Origin of the sequence: Blautia sp. MB18-30 (assembly GCF_023669475.1) — a bacterium.
GTDB classification, from domain to species: domain Bacteria; phylum Bacillota; class Clostridia; order Lachnospirales; family Lachnospiraceae; genus Blautia_A; species Blautia_A fusiformis.
This window is the reverse complement of the sequence record NZ_JAMOYY010000007.1, coordinates 1-20226: the sequence shown is the minus strand read 5'-3', so window position 1 is coordinate 20226 and position 20226 is coordinate 1. Positions and strand designations below refer to the sequence as shown.

At 45.3% G+C, this 20226-nt stretch carries 22 protein-coding genes and 1 pseudogene; 18 read left to right on the top strand and 5 right to left on the bottom strand.

Features of this window, described 5'->3' with window-relative positions; all coding sequences use genetic code 11:
- The first annotated feature begins 247 nt into the window (after nucleotides 1-247).
- Nucleotides 248-1399, top strand: coding sequence for a cell division protein FtsZ (ftsZ, locus tag NCY57_RS04800; protein ID WP_015526094.1), 1152 nt, complete (start codon nucleotides 248-250; stop codon nucleotides 1397-1399).
- Between the two features lie 123 nt (nucleotides 1400-1522).
- On the opposite strand, the gene NCY57_RS04795 is transcribed toward ftsZ, so the two are convergent.
- On the bottom strand, nucleotides 1523-1846 hold the full coding sequence (locus NCY57_RS04795; RefSeq protein ID WP_015526093.1) for a DUF1540 domain-containing protein: 324 nt from the start codon (nucleotides 1844-1846) through the stop codon (nucleotides 1523-1525).
- 440 nt (nucleotides 1847-2286) lie between these two features.
- Here NCY57_RS04795 and infC point away from each other — a divergent pair, with 440 nt between their 5' ends.
- The 11 genes from infC (at nucleotide 2287) to NCY57_RS04740 (ending at nucleotide 11403) form a co-directional block, all read left to right on the top strand.
- Nucleotides 2287-2781: a translation initiation factor IF-3 gene (infC, locus tag NCY57_RS04790; protein ID WP_015526092.1), complete on the top strand. Its 495-nt coding sequence runs from the start codon at nucleotides 2287-2289 to the stop codon at nucleotides 2779-2781.
- An 83-nt stretch (nucleotides 2782-2864) separates the two neighbouring features.
- Nucleotides 2865-3062: a 50S ribosomal protein L35 gene (gene rpmI, locus NCY57_RS04785; RefSeq protein ID WP_021651646.1), complete on the top strand. Its 198-nt coding sequence runs from the start codon at nucleotides 2865-2867 to the stop codon at nucleotides 3060-3062.
- Between the two features lie 33 nt (nucleotides 3063-3095).
- Nucleotides 3096-3452, top strand: coding sequence for a 50S ribosomal protein L20 (rplT, locus tag NCY57_RS04780; RefSeq protein ID WP_015526090.1), 357 nt, complete (start codon nucleotides 3096-3098; stop codon nucleotides 3450-3452).
- A gap of 236 nt (nucleotides 3453-3688) precedes the next feature.
- Nucleotides 3689-4849, top strand: coding sequence for an ABC transporter substrate-binding protein (locus NCY57_RS04775; protein WP_021651647.1), 1161 nt, complete (start codon nucleotides 3689-3691; stop codon nucleotides 4847-4849).
- A 96-nt stretch (nucleotides 4850-4945) separates the two neighbouring features.
- Entirely contained in the window at nucleotides 4946-5830 is an 885-nt protein-coding gene (locus tag NCY57_RS04770; RefSeq protein WP_015526088.1) for a branched-chain amino acid ABC transporter permease, read from the top strand.
- A 10-nt stretch (nucleotides 5831-5840) separates the two neighbouring features.
- Nucleotides 5841-6914 carry a branched-chain amino acid ABC transporter permease gene (locus tag NCY57_RS04765; protein ID WP_022426434.1) on the top strand — a complete coding sequence of 358 codons (1074 nt, stop codon included), beginning with the start codon at nucleotides 5841-5843 and terminating at the stop codon, nucleotides 6912-6914.
- Between the two features lie 2 nt (nucleotides 6915-6916).
- Entirely contained in the window at nucleotides 6917-7675 is a 759-nt protein-coding gene (locus tag NCY57_RS04760; RefSeq protein WP_147603281.1) for an ABC transporter ATP-binding protein, read from the top strand.
- Between the two features lie 14 nt (nucleotides 7676-7689).
- Nucleotides 7690-8400 carry an ABC transporter ATP-binding protein gene (locus NCY57_RS04755; RefSeq protein WP_015526086.1) on the top strand — a complete coding sequence of 237 codons (711 nt, stop codon included), beginning with the start codon at nucleotides 7690-7692 and terminating at the stop codon, nucleotides 8398-8400.
- Between the two features lie 10 nt (nucleotides 8401-8410).
- Nucleotides 8411-9031, top strand: a complete 621-nt coding sequence (locus tag NCY57_RS04750) for a cytidylate kinase-like family protein (protein WP_110102931.1) — start codon at nucleotides 8411-8413, stop codon at nucleotides 9029-9031.
- A gap of 102 nt (nucleotides 9032-9133) precedes the next feature.
- A complete protein-coding gene (locus NCY57_RS04745) occupies nucleotides 9134-9898 on the top strand; it encodes a polysaccharide deacetylase family protein (RefSeq protein ID WP_250789523.1) in 765 nt (254 codons plus the stop codon).
- 182 nt (nucleotides 9899-10080) lie between these two features.
- Entirely contained in the window at nucleotides 10081-11403 is a 1323-nt protein-coding gene (locus tag NCY57_RS04740; protein ID WP_118752759.1) for a replication-associated recombination protein A, read from the top strand.
- Nucleotides 11404-11431: 28 nt separating this feature from the next.
- On the opposite strand, the gene NCY57_RS04735 is transcribed toward NCY57_RS04740, so the two are convergent.
- From NCY57_RS04735 to NCY57_RS04725, 3 genes are read right to left on the bottom strand one after another with little or no spacing between them, the layout of a single operon-like run.
- The gene (locus tag NCY57_RS04735; protein ID WP_021651655.1) at nucleotides 11432-11944 is read right to left on the bottom strand and encodes a DUF4364 family protein; all 513 of its coding nucleotides are present in this window, start codon (nucleotides 11942-11944) and stop codon (nucleotides 11432-11434) included.
- 14 nt (nucleotides 11945-11958) lie between these two features.
- The gene (locus tag NCY57_RS04730) at nucleotides 11959-12900 is read right to left on the bottom strand and encodes a TIGR01212 family radical SAM protein (protein ID WP_178818053.1); all 942 of its coding nucleotides are present in this window, start codon (nucleotides 12898-12900) and stop codon (nucleotides 11959-11961) included.
- Complete coding sequence (locus NCY57_RS04725) at nucleotides 12900-13589, bottom strand: YesL family protein (protein WP_021651657.1); 690 nt, start codon at nucleotides 13587-13589, stop codon at nucleotides 12900-12902. The genes NCY57_RS04730 and NCY57_RS04725 overlap by 1 nt, the downstream gene beginning before the upstream one ends.
- A 239-nt stretch (nucleotides 13590-13828) precedes the next feature.
- On the opposite strand from NCY57_RS04725, the gene NCY57_RS04720 reads away from it, so the two are divergent.
- Nucleotides 13829-14146 carry a YerC/YecD family TrpR-related protein gene (locus NCY57_RS04720; protein ID WP_015526079.1) on the top strand — a complete coding sequence of 106 codons (318 nt, stop codon included), beginning with the start codon at nucleotides 13829-13831 and terminating at the stop codon, nucleotides 14144-14146.
- Nucleotides 14147-14275: 129 nt separating this feature from the next.
- On the opposite strand, the gene NCY57_RS04715 is transcribed toward NCY57_RS04720, so the two are convergent.
- Nucleotides 14276-14896: a DUF1836 domain-containing protein gene (locus NCY57_RS04715; RefSeq protein ID WP_021651658.1), complete on the bottom strand. Its 621-nt coding sequence runs from the start codon at nucleotides 14894-14896 to the stop codon at nucleotides 14276-14278.
- A gap of 145 nt (nucleotides 14897-15041) precedes the next feature.
- Here NCY57_RS04715 and pcrA point away from each other — a divergent pair, with 145 nt between their 5' ends.
- The 5 genes and pseudogenes from pcrA to NCY57_RS04690 form a co-directional block, all read left to right on the top strand.
- Entirely contained in the window at nucleotides 15042-17285 is a 2244-nt protein-coding gene (gene pcrA, locus NCY57_RS04710) for a DNA helicase PcrA (protein WP_173739761.1), read from the top strand.
- A 233-nt stretch (nucleotides 17286-17518) separates the two neighbouring features.
- Nucleotides 17519-17749: a hypothetical protein gene (locus tag NCY57_RS04705; protein ID WP_015526073.1), complete on the top strand. Its 231-nt coding sequence runs from the start codon at nucleotides 17519-17521 to the stop codon at nucleotides 17747-17749.
- 210 nt (nucleotides 17750-17959) lie between these two features.
- Entirely contained in the window at nucleotides 17960-19453 is a 1494-nt protein-coding gene (gene rlmD / locus NCY57_RS04700; RefSeq protein ID WP_173739723.1) for a 23S rRNA (uracil(1939)-C(5))-methyltransferase RlmD, read from the top strand.
- Nucleotides 19454-19540: 87 nt separating this feature from the next.
- Nucleotides 19541-20002 (top strand): annotated as a pseudogene (locus NCY57_RS04695) (virulence RhuM family protein); the annotation flags it as partial.
- 128 nt (nucleotides 20003-20130) lie between these two features.
- Nucleotides 20131-20226 (top strand): transposase (locus tag NCY57_RS04690; protein ID WP_250789533.1); only part of this gene is annotated, 96 nt, incomplete at its 3' end.

Below are 20226 nucleotides of genomic sequence, written 5' to 3'. Positions count from 1 at the left end.
AAAAAAGCTTTCTTAATATATAGTACCAGTATTTGGACATTTTGCCAGAGATTGTTTTGTAAATGTTTCGGTTAATAGAAACAGTGCCGAAATTTAGTGAAAAAAGTATAAAAAAACAAAATTAATGGTTGATTAATTACCGAAAAAAATATATGATATAACTATGTGTATATGTAGCTTGGAATAGATTATTACACTGAATCGGATATCAGGTAGAAATAAAGGAGGAAGTACATTGTTAGAGATAATGACGAATGAGGCTGAGTCTTCTGCGAAAATTATTGTAATTGGAGTAGGCGGCGCAGGTAATAATGCGGTAAACAGAATGGTGGAAGAGGCCATTGGCGGAGTTGAGTTTGTAGGTGTTAATACCGATAAACAGGCTCTGACACTGTGTAAAGCTCCGACTGTACTTCAGATTGGTGAGAAAATTACGAAAGGTCTCGGCGCCGGTGCACAGCCGGAGGTTGGACAGAAGGCAGCTGAGGAGAGCATTGAGGAAGTTAAGAAGATCATCGAGGGAGCGGACATGGTTTTCGTTACCTGTGGTATGGGAGGCGGAACCGGAACCGGAGCTGCTCCTGTGATCGCCGGTGCGGCAAAAGAGATGGGTATCCTGACTGTCGGTGTTGTTACCAAGCCTTTCCGTTTTGAAGCAAAGACCCGTATGAACAATGCACTTGCGGGAATCGAAAATCTGAAGAAAGCAGTTGACACATTGATTGTCATCCCAAATGACAAATTACTTGAAATCGTTGACAGAAGAACAACCATGCCGGAAGCACTGCGTAAGGCTGATGAGGTTCTTCAGCAGGCAGTACAGGGTATTACAGACCTGATCAATCTGCCGGCTCTGATCAACCTTGACTTTGCAGATGTGCAGACAGTCATGACAGACAAGGGAATCGCTCATATCGGTATCGGTGAGGCAAGAGGTGATGACAAGGCTATGGAAGCTGTACAGCAGGCGGTATCTTCTCCGCTTCTTGAGACAACCATCAAGGGCGCTACTCATGTGATCATCAACATTTCCGGAGATATTTCTCTTATGGATGCCAACGATGCTGCAAGCTATGTACAGGAGCTTACAGGTGAGGATGCAAACATCATCTTTGGTGCTATGTATGATGATTCTGTTGCAGATTATGCGAGAATTACAGTTATTGCTACAGGTCTTACAGACAATAACCTTCAGAACACACCATTTGGAAACAGAGCTTCCAATTCTGTATTCGGAAACACCAAAAAAACAAGCCAGTCACAGCCAGGCGGTATGAACCTTAACATGCCAAGCTTCAGCCTGCCGACTATGAATTCCACACAGTTTGGAACAAAGGCTCCTACAAGCACTGTTCAGAAAAAGGACATCCAGATCCCGGATTTTCTTAAGAACAGATAATAAATGAAGATGATAAGATCCGGCAGAGACTCCATCTGGAACGCTGCCGGATCTTTTTGACTTTCTGATCAAAAGAAACAGAAATGTCAGCTCTGTATGGAAACAGGATTTCTGTTCAGGATATCAGCATTCGCAGCTGAAAGTATCACATTTTGTATCACAGCAGCGATGTGCATTGTCACCGGATACATTGATGGAAGCTGCGGTGCATTTGCAGTGCTCATTGTAGGTGCAGTTGTGTGCTTTGCAGTCGATGTTAATGGTCTCACACCCACAGCAGGGATCTGCGGAATTTTTTACAGCACACTCTTCCTGGTCACGGAAGCTTTCACAGGCGGTGTCGTCCGCATAACGAGCATCTGCACCTTCGACACTGATGGATCCCCTGGAGCAGAGAGAATTTTTGTTATAGCAGCAGTTGTGTGCGGAGCATTTAAGACTTGTCATAAAAGTGTCCTCCTGATAATTATGATTTTACCGGAAACCGTCAGCCTGCCGGAATGCGCATCCTTTCTGATCGTCAGCACTGCGGTAAGGCTTGACAGATTCCGATGTTGCATAGTATGTCCGGAAGAAGAAAAATTTATACTCAAAAAATAAATACATAATAATATAAAAAACAGTTGACAAATAGCAGACACCATGGTATCCTCTTAAAGTACGTAGCGAAAAGAAAGCAGAGTTCACTCTCACCTCAGCGCTGAAGATAAGCGACTCAGGTCAATATTGCACAGTACTGCGAACGGACCAACCATCAGTGCGCAGGTGTAATTATTTGAAGTGTGGACATCTGTCTGCGCTTTTTTTGTGCGGCTTAAGCTACATTAATGAGAAAGAAAAAAATAATTCTATCATGTTCATGGAGGTGTACAACAATTAGCGGTTTAATGATTAACGAACAGATCAGAGACAGAGAGGTACGCTTGATTGGTCCGGACGGAGCTCAGCTTGGAATCGTGTCCGCCAGAGAAGCGATGGCGAAAGCGCAGGAGGCAGGACTTGACCTTGTAAAGATTGCCCCACAGGCGAAACCGCCGGTATGCAAGATCATCGATTACGGTAAATACCGTTACGAGCTTGCAAGAAAAGAAAAAGAGGCCAGAAAAAAGCAGAAAACCATCGATGTCAAAGAAGTGCGTCTTTCCCCGAACATTGATACGAATGATTTGAAGACGAAGGTAAATGCAGCAAGAAAGTTCCTTAGCAAGGGCGACAGAGTTAAGGTTACACTTCGTTTCCGCGGAAGAGAGATGGCACATATGTCCAGCAGTAGGCATGTGCTTGATGACTTCGCAGATCTTCTGTCCGATATAGCGACTGTAGAGAAGGCTCCGAAGGTAGAAGGCAGAAGCATGACTATGTTTCTGACTGAGAAACGGTAGATATCTCAGTCTTCACGGCAACAGCCGGGCAGAACGGGATGCTATATAAAATTTAGAAGTACCAAATCAAGGAGGAATTCATAATGCCAAAAATTAAAACTTGCAGAGCAGCAGCAAAGCGCTTTAAAAAAACAGGTACAGGAAAATTAGTAAGAAATAAAGCCTACAAGAGCCATATCCTTACAAAGAAATCTCAGAAGAGAAAGAGAAATCTGAGAAAATCTACTGTTGTTGATTCTACTAATGTAAAGAGCATGAAGAAAGTATTACCATATTTATAAGATAGAGAAGACGAACAGGAGGAGAATTAAGAAATGGCAAGAATTAAAGGCGGATTAAACGCAAAGAAAAGACATAACCGTACATTAAAACTGGCAAAAGGCTACAGAGGAGCCCGTTCCAAACAGTATAGAGTAGCAAAACAGTCTGTAATGAGAGCTCTTACAAGCTCCTATGCAGGAAGAAAACAGAAGAAACGTCAGTTCAGACAGCTCTGGATTGCTCGTATCAACGCAGCAGCAAGAATGAACGGACTTTCCTACAGCAAAATGATGCACGGCCTTAAGGTTGCAAACATCGACATCAACAGAAAGATGCTTGCAGAGATGGCTGTTAACGATGCAGCAGGCTTCACAGCTCTTGCTGAGATCGCTAAGAAAGCAATCGCATAAGTAAAGTATTAAGAGACGAAGGAGTCCAGGGAATTTTTCCCTGGATTTTTTTGTAAAAAAATTCAGACAATTTGCCGAAAAACGACACAAGCTGTACAGCGGACAAGTGTCCGTGTTGTGCAATCAGACGAAAAACAACAGATAACTAAATTTGCCCTTGAAATAAAAAATATGCGATGCTATAATTTTACCATTAAACATTAGTAACGCGACAAAGCGCAGGAGGAGAGATTATTATGAAGAATTGGAAGAAAGTAATCGGCGTTGCATCAGCAGCAGCGATGACAGCAGCTATGATGATGCCTGCATCCGTTTTTGCGGCAGAGGATGAGACATTTAAGATCGGTGTGATCGGACCGATGACAGGTGATTACGCACAGTACGGTACCAACGTATACAACGCAGCAAAGATCGCTGCAGATGAGATCAACGAGAACGGTGGATTCAACGGATATAAAGTAGAGATTCTTGACGCAGGTGATGACCAGGGAGATCCTGAGAAGGCTGTTAACGCATACAATGACCTGATCGATAAAGGAATGCAGATGCTCTGTGGAACTGTAACATCCGGTTCCTGTATCGCAGTAGGAGCTGAGGCAGCTGAGGATACATTCCTCTTCACACCATCCGCAACAGCACTTGACTGTATCACAGCAGGAACAAACGAGTTCCGTATGTGCTTCACAGACCCGGCACAGGGAACCAAATCTGCTCAGTACATTTCCGAGCACAAACTTGCAACGAAAGTAGCAGTACTTTATGATTCCGCTGCTGACTACAACTCCGGTGTACATGACGCATTCGTTGCAGCAGCTGCTGATGACGGACTTGAAGTAGTTGCAGATGAGGCTTACACAACAGACAGCAACACAGACTATTCTGTACAGCTTGCAAAGATCAAGAAGAGCGGCGCTGAGCTTCTTTTCCTTCCGAACTACTATTCCGACAATGCGCTGATCCTTCAGCAGGCATCTGAGGCAGGACTTGACATTAAATTCTTTGGTGTAGATGGCATGGATGGTATCCTCAATGTAGAGAACTTCGATAAATCCCTTGCAGAGGGTGTTATGCTTCTGACACCATTCTCCGCAACAGCTACAGATGAGAAGAGCCAGAACTTCGTAAAAGCATACGGCGATGCTCACAACGGTGAGATCCCGAACCAGTTTGCGGCAGATACATATGATGTACTTTACGCAATGCAGCTTGCAGCTGACGATGCAAAGATTACACCAGATATGGAAAATGCAGACATCAGTGCAGCAATGAGCGCATCCATGGCAAACATCGAGCTTGACGGACTTACCGGAAAAGCAAAATGGACCGAGGATGGCGAGTGTGATAAAGAGCCGAAAGCATTCGAGATCAAAGACGGTGCTTATGTAGAGATGAAATAAGGAATTTCTGTTAACGTTAGGGGTCAGGGGACGGTCACCTTTAGTGGGAACCGTCCCCTTTTTCCCTTATCAATAAACAATTAAAAGAGGTGCGTTATGAGTTTTATATCTTATTTAAAAGACGGCATCAGTCTTGGCAGTATCTATGCGATCATCGCACTTGGATATACCATGGTTTATGGTATTGCCAAGATGCTGAACTTCGCACACGGAGATGTTATCATGGTGGGAGCTTATATCATCCTTACCTGTATCACAAGAGGCGGCATGTCACCGATCCTTGCTGTGATCCTTTCCGTTGTGATCTGTACACTGCTTGGTGTTGTCATTGAGAAGGTAGCTTACAGTCCACTTAGAAAAGCTTCCTCAAACCTGGCCGTTCTTATCACGGCTATCGGTGTCAGTTATCTGCTTCAGAACCTGGCACTTCTGATCTTCGGCGCAGATGCCAAGAGTTTCGTAGCTGTTATCAAAGTTCCGTCCATCACACTGTTTGACGGTGAGCTTACCATCAAGGGAATCACCATCGTAACCATCCTTGCATGTATCATCATCATGGTGGGACTTTCCCTCTTTGTAAAAAAGACAAAACCTGGCCGTGCCATGCAGGCGGTTTCCGAGGACAGAGATGCGGCACAGCTGATGGGAGTTAACGTCAATGCGACAATTTCCCTCACATTTGCCATCGGTTCCGGACTTGCAGCGATCGCAGGCCTTCTGCTCTGTCAGACTTATCCGACACTGACTCCGTACACAGGAGCCATGCCTGGTATCAAAGCTTTCGTAGCTGCTGTATTCGGTGGAATCGGTTCGATTCCGGGAGCTATGGTCGGCGGCATCCTTCTGGGAATCATCGAGATCTTCGGAAAAGCTTATATTTCTTCCCAGGTTGCAGATGCGATCGTATTTGCAGTCCTGATCGTCGTGCTTCTTGTAAAACCTACCGGACTGTTCGGCAAGAACATCCAGGAGAAAGTGTAAGGTGGCCGATATGAAGAATATGAAAAACAAAACAACAAAAAATAACATGATCAACTATGGAATTGTCATTGTGCTTTTTGTGATCGTACAGGCACTTTCCTCAACTGGAAATCTTTCCAGACTTCTTATGGGACTTCTTGTTCCCCTTTGTGTTTATACCATTGCATCAGTTTCCCTGAACCTGGTAGTCGGTTTTTCCGGTGAGCTGAGCCTTGGACATGCGGGCTTCATGTGCGTGGGAGCTTTTTCCAGTGCCCTGTTTTCACAGGTTGCTGCAGACTCCATTCCGCAGGTTCCTCGCTTTATCCTTGCAATCCTTGTAGGTGCGGCAGTTGCAGCACTGTTCGGTGTGATCATCGGTATTCCGGTACTTCGTCTCCGCGGTGACTACCTGGCTATTGTTACACTGGCTTTTGGTGAGATCATCAAGAACCTGATCAATGTACTTTACATTGGCGTGGATGACAAAGGACTTCACGTTGCAACAAGTGCAGCCGGTCTTCATCTGGAAGCCGGCGGAAAGCAGATTCTCAAAGGTGCCCTTGGTATTTCGGGAACAGCAACTCTTTATAAAGATATCAAGAATTACTTTTTCCTGATCGGCGTGATCCTGCTTCTTCTCACATTGTTTATTGTACAGAACCTTGTAAACTCCAGAAGCGGACGTGCTATTATGTCAACCAGGGACAACCGTATTGCAGCGGAGTCTGTAGGAATCAATATCACCAGATATAAGCTGCTGGCATTTACCATTTCTGCAGCCCTTGCAGGAGTTGCAGGTGTGCTGTATGCACATAACCTTTCTCTTCTTAAGGTTTCTGTATTCGATTACAATATGTCCATTCTGGTACTTGTGTATGTAGTACTTGGAGGAATCGGAAATATCAGAGGATCTATCATTGCAACAATTATCCTCTATGCACTGCCTGAGCTTCTCCGTGGATTCGCAAACTACCGTATGCTGATCTACGCAATCGTGCTGATCATCATGATGCTCTTTAACTGGGCACCTGCAGCAAGAGACTGGAGAGCACGCATGGTAGAAAAATTCAAAGGCAAAAAAGCGAAAAAGGAGGTGGCCTGATCATGGCAATGCTGGAAGTAAATAACCTGTCTATCCAGTTCGGCGGTCTTCGTGCTGTTGACGGCTTTAACATGACCATTGAAAAAGGACAGCTCTATGGACTGATCGGACCCAACGGTGCCGGTAAGACAACGGTATTCAACCTTCTCACAGGTGTATACAAACCAACAGAAGGAATCATTAGACTGGACGGCCAGGACATCACCGGAAAAAGCACCATCGAGATCAACAAAGCCGGAATCGCAAGAACTTTTCAGAATATCCGTCTTTTCAAGGATATGCCGGTTCTTGACAATGTAAAAGTAGGACTTCACAATCACCATCCATACTCCACACTGACCGGAATCTTAAGGCTGCCGAAGTATTACAAGGTAGAAAAAGAGATGAACGAACGTGCCATGGAGATACTGAGGGTGTTTGATCTGGATAAGGAAGCAGACACTCTGGCAGGTAACCTGCCTTATGGTAAACAGCGTAAGCTGGAGATCGCCAGAGCTCTTGCCACAGAGCCGAAGCTTCTTCTCCTGGATGAGCCGGCGGCTGGTATGAACCCGAATGAGACACAGGAGCTGATGGATACTATCCGTTTTGTGCGGGAGCATTTTGATATGACTGTTCTTCTGATCGAGCACGACATGAAACTGGTGGGCGGTATCTGTGAGGAACTTACAGTTCTGAACTTCGGTCAGGTACTGATCCAGGGTGAGACATCTGCAGTGCTGAAAGACCCGACGGTTATCACTGCATATCTGGGAGAATAAGGAGGAACGAGACAATGGCAATGTTGGAAGTAAAGGACCTCCAGGTCTACTATGGTGTGATCCAGGCCCTGAAGGGAATTTCTTTTCATGTAAATCAGGGAGAGGTTATTGCGCTGATCGGTGCCAACGGTGCCGGAAAGACAACCACACTTCAGACACTTACCGGAATTCTTTCTCCGAAGTCCGGAAGCATTGTGTTTGAGGGAAAAGACCTCACAAGAACACCAGCCCATAAGATCGTAGAAATGGGAATGGCACACGTTCCGGAAGGAAGACGAGTATTTGCGGATATGTCCGTTTATGAGAATCTTCTTCTTGGAGCTTACACAAGAAAAGACAAGGCAGAGATCGCAGAGAGCCTTGCTGGTGTATACAAGAGATTTCCGCGTCTGGAAGAACGTAAAGGACAGCGTGCCGGAACACTTTCCGGTGGTGAGCAGCAGATGCTTGCCATGGGACGTGCACTGATGAGCAGACCAAGGATCATTTTGATGGATGAGCCGTCCATGGGTCTGTCGCCGATTTTTGTAAATGAGATTTTTGACATTATCCGCGAGGTAAGTGAGAGCGGAACTACAGTGCTTCTGGTTGAGCAGAATGCGAAGAAGGCTCTTTCCATTGCGGACAGAGCGTACGTTCTGGAAACAGGAAGCATTACTATGGATGGAAAGGCAGAGGATCTTCTGAATGACGAGGCCGTTCAGAAGGCATATCTTGGAGAGTAGGGGGAAAGACATGGATAATTTCGTAATTACCATTGCAAGACAGTATGGAAGCGGTGGACGTACCATCGGAGAGGAGCTTGCAAAGAAATTAGGGATTTCTTACTATGATAAGGATATCATCCGTATGGCATCCGAGGAGAGTGGCATTCATGAGCAGCTTTTTGGAAGGGCAGATGAAAATGTCAGCACAAAGCAGAGATTTTTTGCAAAGTCCGGAATCTACAAGGGTGAGCTGATCCCGCCTCAGAGCAAGGATTTTACATCCGATGAGAACCTGTTTAATTATCAGGCAAAGGTGATCCGGCAGCTGGCAGAAACAGAGTCCTGTGTGATCATCGGACGTTGTGCAAATATGATCCTGAAGGATTATTCCAATGTTCTTCGTGTGTTTGTTTACGGAGACTGGGATTTCCGTATCCGTGAGGCAAGTAAGAAACTCAGCGGAACTACAAAGGATATTGAGAAATTTATGCATAAGGATGACAAACGCAAAGAAGATTTCTGCAAACGTTTCATGGGTGTTGACTGGGCAGACATGACGAAATATAATCTGTGCCTGGATAACGGTACCCTTGGTTATGAGAAATGCGTGGAGGAGATCGAGAGTGCACTTGAGATCCTGAAAAAATAAGACATATATCAGAGAATATTCCCCGGGAAAGAAAAGCCAAAAGTCTTTTCCCGGGGATTTTTTCATATATTGTGGAAAAGTATATTTGATCCGGCGGGAAATATGGATAAGCGAAAAAAATATTTCTGTGTAGTGGCAATGGTATTGATCCTGCTCAGCGGATATGGAAAAATCTCAGACAGTGCATTTCGGATGTGGGTGACCAGAATGATCGCCGGTGAGGGGATGCTCCGGCTGGTGGCGGCGCAGTACGGACAAAAAGCAGCAGAACCGGTGACTGAGACAGCTTCTGACAGAAGCGAAAAAGAGGATCGTCCACGTGTGGCTCTTACCTTTGATGATGGACCGCATGCAACATATACACCTCTGCTTCTGGATGGCCTGCGGAAGCGTGGAATCCATGCCACATTTTTTCTTATGGGAAAAAATATCCGGGGAAATGAGGAGATCGTAATGCAGATGCAGAGAGACGGTCATCTCATCGGTAATCACACGTATGATCACGTGCAGCTTGATAAGCTTCCTGGTGATCAGGCCTGTCAGCAGATCATAAAGACGAATAATGAGATCTACGAGATCACCGGAGAGTATCCCATGTATCTTCGCCCGCCCTACGGTGCCTGGCCGAAGGATCTGGAGCTCTGTGTGACCATGCTGCCGGTATTTTGGGATGTGGATACCCTGGACTGGAAATCAAAAAATGTCCGTTCTGTGGAAAATATCGTAAAAAGACAAGTGAAGGATGGCTCCATTATCCTGATGCATGACAGCTTTTCTACCTCCGTGGAAGCGGCCCTGGAGATTGCGGATATGCTTACGGAAGAAGGATATGACCTGGTAACTGCAGATCAGCTGCTGGTGATGTAACTGTGATTTGCCGAAAAGGCAGAAACGATTGCTTTTTTATGTGCAAACAGGTAAAATTATAAAAATAAGGAATCTGTCCGTATGCCGGAAACAAATGAAACGATCGTTGCCGGATACAGATCTATGAAAAGAATACGGATCGTGAATATCCGCTTTTTACAGAAAATACAGGAGTGAAAGCCATGGATTTATTTGAATACGCAAAGTCAAAAACGCTGGATCAGGAGTCACCTCTTGCATCCAGGCTGCGTCCGCGAACGCTGGATGAGGTGGTGGGACAGCAGCACATCGTAGGAAAAGATAAATTGCTGTATCGTGCCATAAAGGCGGATAAGCTGACATCTGTTATCTTTTACGGCCCTCCGGGAACCGGAAAGACCACCCTGGCAAAAGTCATCGCCAATACCACAAGCGCCAGCTTTACCCAGATCAATGCAACCGTAGCAGGGAAGAAAGATATGGAAGCAGTTGTAAAGCAGGCACAGGACGATCTCGGCATGTATGGAAAAAAGACCATTCTGTTCATCGATGAGATCCATCGTTTCAACAAAGGCCAGCAGGATTACCTTCTTCCCTTTGTGGAGGACGGAACCATCATTCTTATCGGGGCCACAACAGAGAATCCATATTTTGAGGTAAACGGAGCGCTTCTTTCAAGATCGATCATCTTTGAATTGAAGTCCCTGGAGATACCGGAGATAAAGGAACTGATCCTGCGTGCGGTTAACGATCCGGAACGTGGAATGGGAAGCTATGGGGCGGTGATCGAGGAGGATGCTTTGGAATTTCTGGCAGATATGGCAGGAGGAGACGCCAGAAGCGCCTTAAACGCCATAGAACTAGGAATCCTCACCACACCTCGTGATACAGACGGTAAGATCCATCTGACCCTTGAGGTGGCTTCTGAGTGTATCCAGAAGCGGGTGGTGCGCTACGATAAGAACGGGGACAATCATTATGATATCATTTCTGCCTTTATCAAGAGCATGCGAGGCTCCGACCCGGATGCGGCAGTCTATTATCTGGCAAAAATGCTCTATGCAGGAGAAGATGTGAAATTTATCGCAAGAAGGATCATGATCCTTGCTTCCGAAGATATCGGAAACGCAGATCCCCAGGCCCTCTGCGTGGCAACGGCAGCAGCACAGGCAGTGGAACGTGTGGGAATGCCGGAGTCCCAGATCATTCTTTCCCAGGCAGTTACATACATGGCCTGTGCACCCAAGAGCAATTCTGCAGTAAATGCCATACAGGAAGCCATGCGCTGCGTGAAGGCGAAGAAGACAACCGTTCCGGTGCATCTGCAGGATGCCCATTATGGTGGCCACGAAAGTCTGGGTCATGGTATCGGATATAAATATGCCCATGATTATCCGAACCATTATGTAAACCAGCAGTATCTGCCATCAGAGATCCAGGGGGAACATTTTTACGAGCTCAGTGATATGGGATATGAAAAGAAACTGAAAGAGCATATGAAGAAGATCCACGAAGAAGCGAAATAAATGAATATAAGTAAAACGGAGGAGCCTCTCAGAGAAGCTCCTCCATTATTTTGTCATAAACATTCTGGTATTTATAAGGCCAGCTTTCACATACAGACTGTGCAGCAGCAAGATTTGGCACATTGATGCTGAGATCAACGATGCTGACGCCGCTTTCGATGATCCGCAGACGTACCGAGTAGCTACCCTCTTTGGTGGGATAGTAATCTGCAGGAGTCAGGAGATGTTCTTCAATCTTGCGGTGGAGGGAATTGAGATATTCTTCCACTTCTTTCTTGATGTCAGACGAAAGTTCTTTGGAAAAATATTTCAGAGTGTTTTTTCCCTCGGAGGTCAGTCGATAGTAACTGCGGTTGGACTGTGAAGACATTTCCACCAGATCTGCCTCCACAAGTTCGGAAACTGCCTGCTGGAGCTGAAAATAATTGGTGTATTTCCGGTCCAGGATAAAATCGGTGATCTGGGAATTTGTGAGATCCCCATCGGAATTCTGCAGCATATATAAAATAATAAGCTTATAGGTTGTAAAAGGTGATGCCATAAGAATCCTCCTTTTTACTGGCTGCGGGAAAAGGCTTCGAGAGCTTTTCCCTGAAAACTTGCTCTTTCTTTCATCCGGTGATGAAGAAGGTTTAAAACTTCTCGTTTGCGGCTGGCCCATAAAGGTGCGATCAGCAGATCCTTCGGTCCGTCGCCGGTGACCCGGTGGATCACGATATCCGGTCTGAGATGTTCCAGACAGTCAATGACAAGGTTCAGATACTCGTCCCGTTCATAAGTGCGGAAAAGACCGGATTCATGATCAGCGGCAAGATCTGTACCACGCAGTACATGAAGAAGCTGCAGCTTGATCCCCTGGATATCCATGGCGTTCAGATAAGCCATTGTTTCCAGGATATCCTTCCGGCTTTCGCCGGGAAGCCCCAGGATGGTGTGGACGATCACTTCGATGCCGCCTGCGCGGAGATTTTTTACTGCGGTATCAAAACAGGACAGTGGATAGCCGCGCCGTATATATCTGGCGGTATCTTCATGGATAGTCTGGAGTCCCAGCTCCACCCACACCGGTTTGATCTGGTTCAGGGAATAAAGAAGCTCCAGTACATCATCTCCCAGACAGTCTGGTCTGGTACCAATGGACAGTGCCACGATATCCGGATGGGAGATGGCTTCTGTGAAGATCTTACGCAGGTGTTCCACAGGAGCGTATGTGTTTGTATATGCCTGAAAATAGGCGATATATTTATGGATCGGGCGTTTGGAAGAGAGACTTTTGATCTGTGTGTTGATCTGCTCTGTAATGGAAAGAGCGGCGTTTGCTGCAAAATCTCCGCTTCCGCCCTGGCTGCAGAAGATGCAGCCTTTTTTGCCCAGGGTGCCGTCACGGTTGGGACAGGACATGCCGCCGTTTAATGCAACCCGGTAGACCTTTTCGCCGTACCGTTCCCGGAGCATATAGTCCAGAGAGTGATAAGGCTTGTCGTTCCAGCGCTTCATTATGCCTCTTTCGGTTCGTTTTTCTCTTCGCCGTTTTCTTCGTTTTCATCTTTCGGTATATAGTTATCGAAGATCTTTACAAAGATCTTTGATTTCCAGTAGGCCAGCGTGGAAAATCCCATCAGAATAAAAAGCATGATCAGGATGGATGTAAACTGTGCGTAGCTCACATAAGCAAAAAGCCACATCAGTAGGAGTGGAGACGCAGAGATCACAAGCATCAAAAGTGTCAGCGGAAGATGGCGGACGGACATCAGGAATGCATTTACAAAGGTATTCTTGACGGAATTAAAAAATTTGGAAAGGATCGGATAAATGTACAGAAGGATCATCGCATAGATCAGTGCAAATGCAATGAACAGACTGAAAAGTCCTTTGTACATAGCTCCGCTTCCGGCTCTGGCGATCCGAAGATCGATAAACAGAACAGCAGCGGTGAGGAGCATGATGATATTGATGATGGTCGCCTGTTTGAAGTTCTGTTTGAATGAGCGGAAAAAGCTGCGGGCAATATAAGATTCTTCGTCTCTTGCCATCTTCAGTGTGACATAGTAGAGAGCTGTTATGGAGGCGCCTGCGGTGACAACCGGAATGCAGCAGAGGATGCACAGAAAATTCAGAAGAAGCAGGTCTGCTACGCGTCCCATGAACACGAAGAATTTGTTGTCCATGTTGAAAAAACGATTCATTTGATAAGTCTCCTTTTCTTTTGGATATTATTTTAAGTATACCCAATCACAGCAGAAAAAGCAAATCCCAAATGTTTTCCGGGGCAGTGGAAATGGGAAAATCATGTGTCCGCCATAGAAAGACAAAAAAGAGAAATAGTTTATTAAATTTCCCTAAAAGGCTTGCTTATCACGATTTAGAGTGTTAAAATATCAGTATTGTATTAGACGAAATTTATGTATTTTAAAGGAGCGTAACAATGAGCAAAAAAATCAGGACGGAGGCTGTGGATCATCTTTTTGAAGCGATCCTGTGCCTGAAGGACAAGGAAGAGTGTTATACATTTTTTGAGGATGTGTGCACCATCAATGAGCTGCTTTCTTTATCTCAGCGCTTCGAGGTAGCCAAGATGCTTACTGATAAGCGTACATACCTTGATATTTCCGAGAAAACAGGAGCTTCCACAGCTACGATCAGCCGTGTGAACCGTTCCCTGAACTATGGAAATGATGGTTATGAGATGGTATTTGCACGTATGAAGAAGGATAACGGGGAGCAGGGCGGCGAAGCAGAATAAGGCTTACGTCCATACCGTGATGATAACGGATAATGCTGTAACGAAAAAGAGACAGGCGATCGTGCGTCTGTCTCTTTTTTTCGGTGCGCCCGGCGACGCACGTTTATGACCGGATGTGAGCTCCGGATATTATTTGTCTTTTTTTGAGGAATCCGTATCTTTTGAGGAATTCATGTGGTCGATCATGTTTTCGATGATCATTTTTTTCATGTATACGTCGAAGCTAAGAAGACAGATAAAGGAAAACTGGTGAAGGAATTCCTTATCCTCCGGGTCGGCGTCCTCAAAAATTTCTCCGGCACTTTTGAAACGGCGCATAAGATCCTTTTCCAGGTAACGGATCTGTGACTGCTCCATACTGAAAACTTCCTGGTAGATGTAAGTCATGTCCTTTTCTGTAACGGACTTGAAGTATTTCTCGGTGATCGGTCCCAGAAGGGTCTGGATATCACTGATGGAGAGGATATTCTTAAAATAGTAGATAAAGATCAGCATCAGCAGATGCTCCCGGGAATACCGCTTTTTTTCCGGCGGGGGAAGGAGCTTGTTCTTTGCGTAATTGTTGATCATGGTCTTGGTCAGGATCTTGTCATCATCATGACGCTTGGTGGAAGCGAGATTATCTTCCATAAAGGTTGTGACCTGATCCATGTAAAGAGCAATATTGGGAATTTCATCGGGTTTTATATAATCAAGCTCAGCAATTTTTGCAAAAATGCTGTTCATCATTTCTTTTTCGTTTTCTGTCATCGCATTATCACCTCTGCTCCCTATTATATAGTTTTAAATACTACTTGTAAAGAAACTTTTTTTCAGAGAGGTGGGTTTACCGGAAAGTAAAGTCATGATAGTATATAAAGATACTGTTCATATGGAAAAAGAAATGGAGATCAAAATGAGTATACATGATGCTTTGGACACATTGAATCCTATGCAGCGGGAAGCTGCCGTACATACAGAGGGACCACTTCTGATCCTCGCAGGAGCCGGTTCCGGAAAAACAAGAGTGCTGACCCACAGGATCGCCTATTTAATGGAAGAAAAGGGTGTAAACCCATGGAATATCCTGGCGATCACCTTTACCAACAAGGCCGCCAGTGAGATGCGGGAACGTGTGAATAAAATTGCGGGAATGGGTGCGGAGAGCGTATGGGTCTCCACCTTCCATTCCGCCTGCGTGAGGATCCTGCGCAGACATATTGAGGTGCTGGGCTTTGGCAGTAATTTTACCATTTATGATGCCGACGACCAGAAAACAGTCATGAAGGAAATCTTCCGGAAGTTTGATATCAATACCAAGATCTACAAGGAACGAGGCGTTCTTGCTGAGATTTCCCATGCCAAGGATGAACTGATCACACCGGAAGAGATGGAGCTGAATGCAGGCGGCGATCCGGATGCACGGAAGATTGCCGGTATGTATAAGGAATATCAGTCTATCCTCCGGGGAAACAATGCGCTGGATTTTGATGACCTGATCGTGAAGACGGTGGAGCTTTTTCAGCATAATCCGGATATCCTGGACTATTATCAGGAACGTTTCAAATGTATTATGGTGGATGAGTATCAGGATACCAATACTGCCCAGTTTAAATTTGTAAGTCTTCTTGCTGAGAAATACAAGAATCTCTGTGTGGTTGGTGATGATGATCAGTCCATCTATCGTTTTCGTGGAGCAAATATCGGGAATATCTTAGGATTTGAGAAGGTTTTTCCTGAGGCTAAGGTGGTGCGCCTGGAACAGAATTACCGTTCTACCCAGAACATCCTCAATGCAGCCAATGAGGTGATCGTCAACAACACAGAGCGTAAGGAAAAACGCCTCTGGACAGAGAACGAAGAGGGAGATAAAGTACATTTCCGTCAGTTCAACAACGGATTTGAGGAAGCGGAGTATGTTGCAGGAGAGATCATTCAGGGGCGCCGCAACGGGAAATTCCAGTACAAGGACTGTGCAGTACTTTATCGGACCAATGCCCAGTCCCGTCTCTTTGAGGAGAAATTTCTCCTGGCAAATGTTCCTTATAAGATTGTCGGCGGTGTGAATTTTTATGCCCGCAAAGAGATCAAGGATCTGTTAAGCTATCTGAAGACCATTGACAATGCCAGTGATGATCTGGCTGTGCGCAGGATCTTAAATGTGCCAAAAAGAGGGATCGGACTCACCAGCATCGGCCGTGTCCAGGACTATGCGGATATGATGAACCTGAGCTTTTACGATGCGCTCCGCGTGGTGGAGGAAGTACCGTCCATTGGCAGGGCAGCAGGAAAGATCAATGATTTTGTATCCTTTATCCAGGGACTGAAAAGTAAGGCAGAGGCCTATACAGTCCGTGAAACCCTGGAAGAGGTCATTGAGCTTACCGGTTATGTGAAGGAACTGGAGGCAGAGAAAACGGAGGAGGCCCAGGCGAGGATCGAAAATATCGATGAGCTGATCTCCAAGACAGAATCCTTCCAGGAAGCCATGGAGGAGGCCGGACAGCCGGCAACACTTTCTGCATTTCTGGAGGAGATCGCACTGGTGGCAGATATCGATTCTGTTGATCCGGATCAGGATTATGTGCTGCTGATGACCCTTCACAGTGCCAAGGGACTGGAATTCCCAAATGTATTTATCGTGGGAATGGAGGACGGTGTTTTTCCGGGGTATGCTTCCATCTGGTCCGGTGATCCGTCGGATATCGAGGAGGAGAGAAGGCTCTGTTATGTGGGGATCACCCGTGCCATGAAGGAACTGACCTTAACCTGTGCAAAACAGCGGATGATCCGTGGGGAGACTCAGTATAACCGCGTGTCACGTTTTGTAAGGGAGGTTCCACGGGAGCTGGTAGATCTTGGACATACCATTCAGGAGAAAAAGCCCAGGGTAGATGATATCGTATCTCCGAAAAGCGCCTATGCCCAGATGAAAATGAATTTCCAGGCAAAAACAAGCCTTCAGAAGAAGGATTTCACCGTTACCAAGGCAGCGAAGCTGGATTACGGAGTCGGTGATACCGTGCGCCATGTGAAATTCGGAGTTGGTATCGTGAAGAATATTGTAGAAGGCGGCCGGGATTACGAGGTAACGGTAGATTTTGACAAAGTCGGTGTGAAAAAAATGTTCGCAGGTTTTGCCAAACTGAAGAAGATCTGAAAATGAAATGGCCGTTTTGCATATATTTTGTGAAAATATTTCGAAGCAGCTGCAAATAACATTATTCCGGAATGTTCCTGTTAAAATTTGCGTAAGTTATGGTAAAATCAGACATATGGTGGTATAATAAGAACACTTAGGAAAGGTCGGTACAGTGATAGAATATTTTTGCTGTGCTGCCGGTTTACTGTCAGACAGTACAGCCGAACAGAAAGAAAGGATGGTGCAGTGTTATGAATTTAAATACAACAAAGCTTGAAGAACTGCTTGCAACACTGAAGAAAAAAGAAGAAGAGAAAGATAAGAACACAGTCCTTTGGGTACTGGCGATCATCGGCGCAGTTGCAGCTGTTGCAGGAATCGCATTTGCAGTATATCGTTTCTTCGCTCCGGATTACCTGGAAGATTTTGAAGAAGATTTTGATGATGACTTCGATGATTATTTCGAGGATGAGGAAGAGTAAGAACTTTCACTGCAGAGGCTGTTTTGAACAGATCAGAATGGCTGTCTGTTATGTATGAATATGAGAAGCGGATAATTGAAGCCCCGGCGCGATACCGGGGCTTGATTTTTGAAGACGGACCGTGAAACGCTGGCGTTCATGAGCAGACAGTAAAGAGGATCCTGAATGTTCGAACTATTGTCTGCTGGTTATAAAACAGAAAGAGGATTTATGAAAAAAGGTGAAATTTACGAAGGTATTATAGAAAAAGTGGAATTTCCAAACAAGGGTTTTGTTTGGGTCGATGACCAGAAAGTAATTGTAAAAAACGGAATTCCGGGACAGAAAGTCCGGTTTATGATCAATAAGAAACGTTCCGGCCGGGCGGAAGGACGTCTTCTGGAGGTCCTGGAGAAATCTCCGCTGGAGACAAGAGAACCTGCCTGTCAGGAGTTTCCGGCATGTGGCGGCTGCATGTACCAGACCATGAGCTATGAGGCACAGAAGGATATGAAGGAACATCAGGTGAGGGAACTTCTGGATGGGGCAGTAAGAGAGAGCCTGGCTAAGATCGGGAAGAACGGTGATGGGACAGAAGAAGCTGAGGCTGCAGATCGTTTATATCACTGGGATGGGATCTACGGCAGTCCTATTGAGTTCGGGTACCGCAATAAGATGGAGTTTTCCTTTGGGGATGAGTATAAGGATGGGCCGCTGTCCCTTGGACTTCACAAGAAGGGAAGCACTTACGATATCCTGAATACGGATGATTGTAAGCTGGTCCATCCGGATATGACGAAGATCCTGGTCTGTGTGCGGGAGTTTTTCCTGGAGCGTAATGCCAGCTTCTATAAAAAGCTGCAGCATGTGGGGTATCTTCGACATCTTCTTCTTCGAAGAGGCGTCACAAGTGGTGAGATCCTGGTCCATGTGGTAACCACCACCCAGGAAGAATATGATCTGGAGCCTCTGAAAGAACAGCTTCTTGCACTTCCGCTGGAAGGGAAGATCGTGGGGATCATGCACATTTTAAATGATTCTTTATCCGACGTGGTACAGAGCGACGAGACGAAGATCCTTTATGGAAAGGATTATTTCTATGAAGAACTTCTTGGACTGAAATTTAAGATCAGCACCTTTTCCTTTTTCCAGCCAAATTCCCTGGCTGCAGAGATCCTGTATTCCAAGGTGCGGGAATATGTAGGAGATACCAGAGACAAGGTGGTGTTTGACCTTTACAGCGGAACCGGCACCATTGCCCAGCTTGCGGCGTCCGTTGCCAGCGAGGTGATCGGCGTGGAGATCGTGGAAGACGCGGTAAAAGCCGCCAGAGAAAACGCTGCACTTAACGGCATCAATAACTGTCGTTTTATTGCCGGAGACGTGCTGAAGGTTCTGGACGAGGTGCCGGAGAAACCGGATATGATCATCCTTGATCCTCCCAGAGATGGCGTTCACCCCAAAGCCCTTCCAAAGATCCTGGCTTACGGTGTAGACCAGATCGTATACATTTCCTGCAAGGTTACAAGTCTTGTGAGAGACCTCCCGGCATTTTATGAGGCAGGATATGAGATGACCCACGCCTGTGCAGTGGATCAGTTCTGCCAGGGCGTTCATGTTGAGACCGTGTGCCTCTTGAGCAACCGAAAACCAGATACTACGGTAAAACTCAGCGTGGATATGGATGATTACTACCGTATTATAAATGGTAAAGATGCAGAATAATGATTTTGTCATAGTGGCTGTGTTGAATTTCTATTTTTTAAATTGTTCACATTGATAATGTATCTGATTTTGGAGGAAAATTAATTTATGGACAAAGAAAAAGCAGATATGATTATTTATACGACAGAGGATGGTCTGACGAAAGTTGAAACTACTTTTGATGGTGATACCGTCTGGTTGTCCATTGATCAGATGGCAGAATTGTTTCAGAGAGATAAATCAATCATTTCCAGACATATTAAAAATATATTTATAGAAGGTGAATTACAGCGGGATTCAGTTGTTGCAAAATTTGCAACAACTGCTTCTGATGGAAAAGTTTACAATGTAGACTATTACAATCTTGATGTTATTATTTCTGTTGGCTATCGTGTAAAATCAAAACAGGGAACACAGTTCAGAATTTGGGCAACTGGGATTTTAAAAGAATACATGAGAAAAGGTTTTGCTTTAGATGATGATCGTTTGAAAAATCTAGGTGGCGGTGGATATTTCAAGGAATTGTTGGAGAGAATCCGTGATATTCGTGCATCCGAGAAAGTGTTTTATCCAATGCGTCGTAAAACTCCTTGCTTCCGCTATGGGGATATAAGACGCGTCCATCGAATTTATGCAAGTAATTGAAGATGGACAAAATAGTAATTGTATTAACTAATAAACCATAGTATAATACAAATATGAACACAACATATAAATCAAACAACAATGTCGTCTATTCCTGTAAATACCATGTAGTATGGTGTCCAAAGTATAGACGAAAAGTATTAATTAAC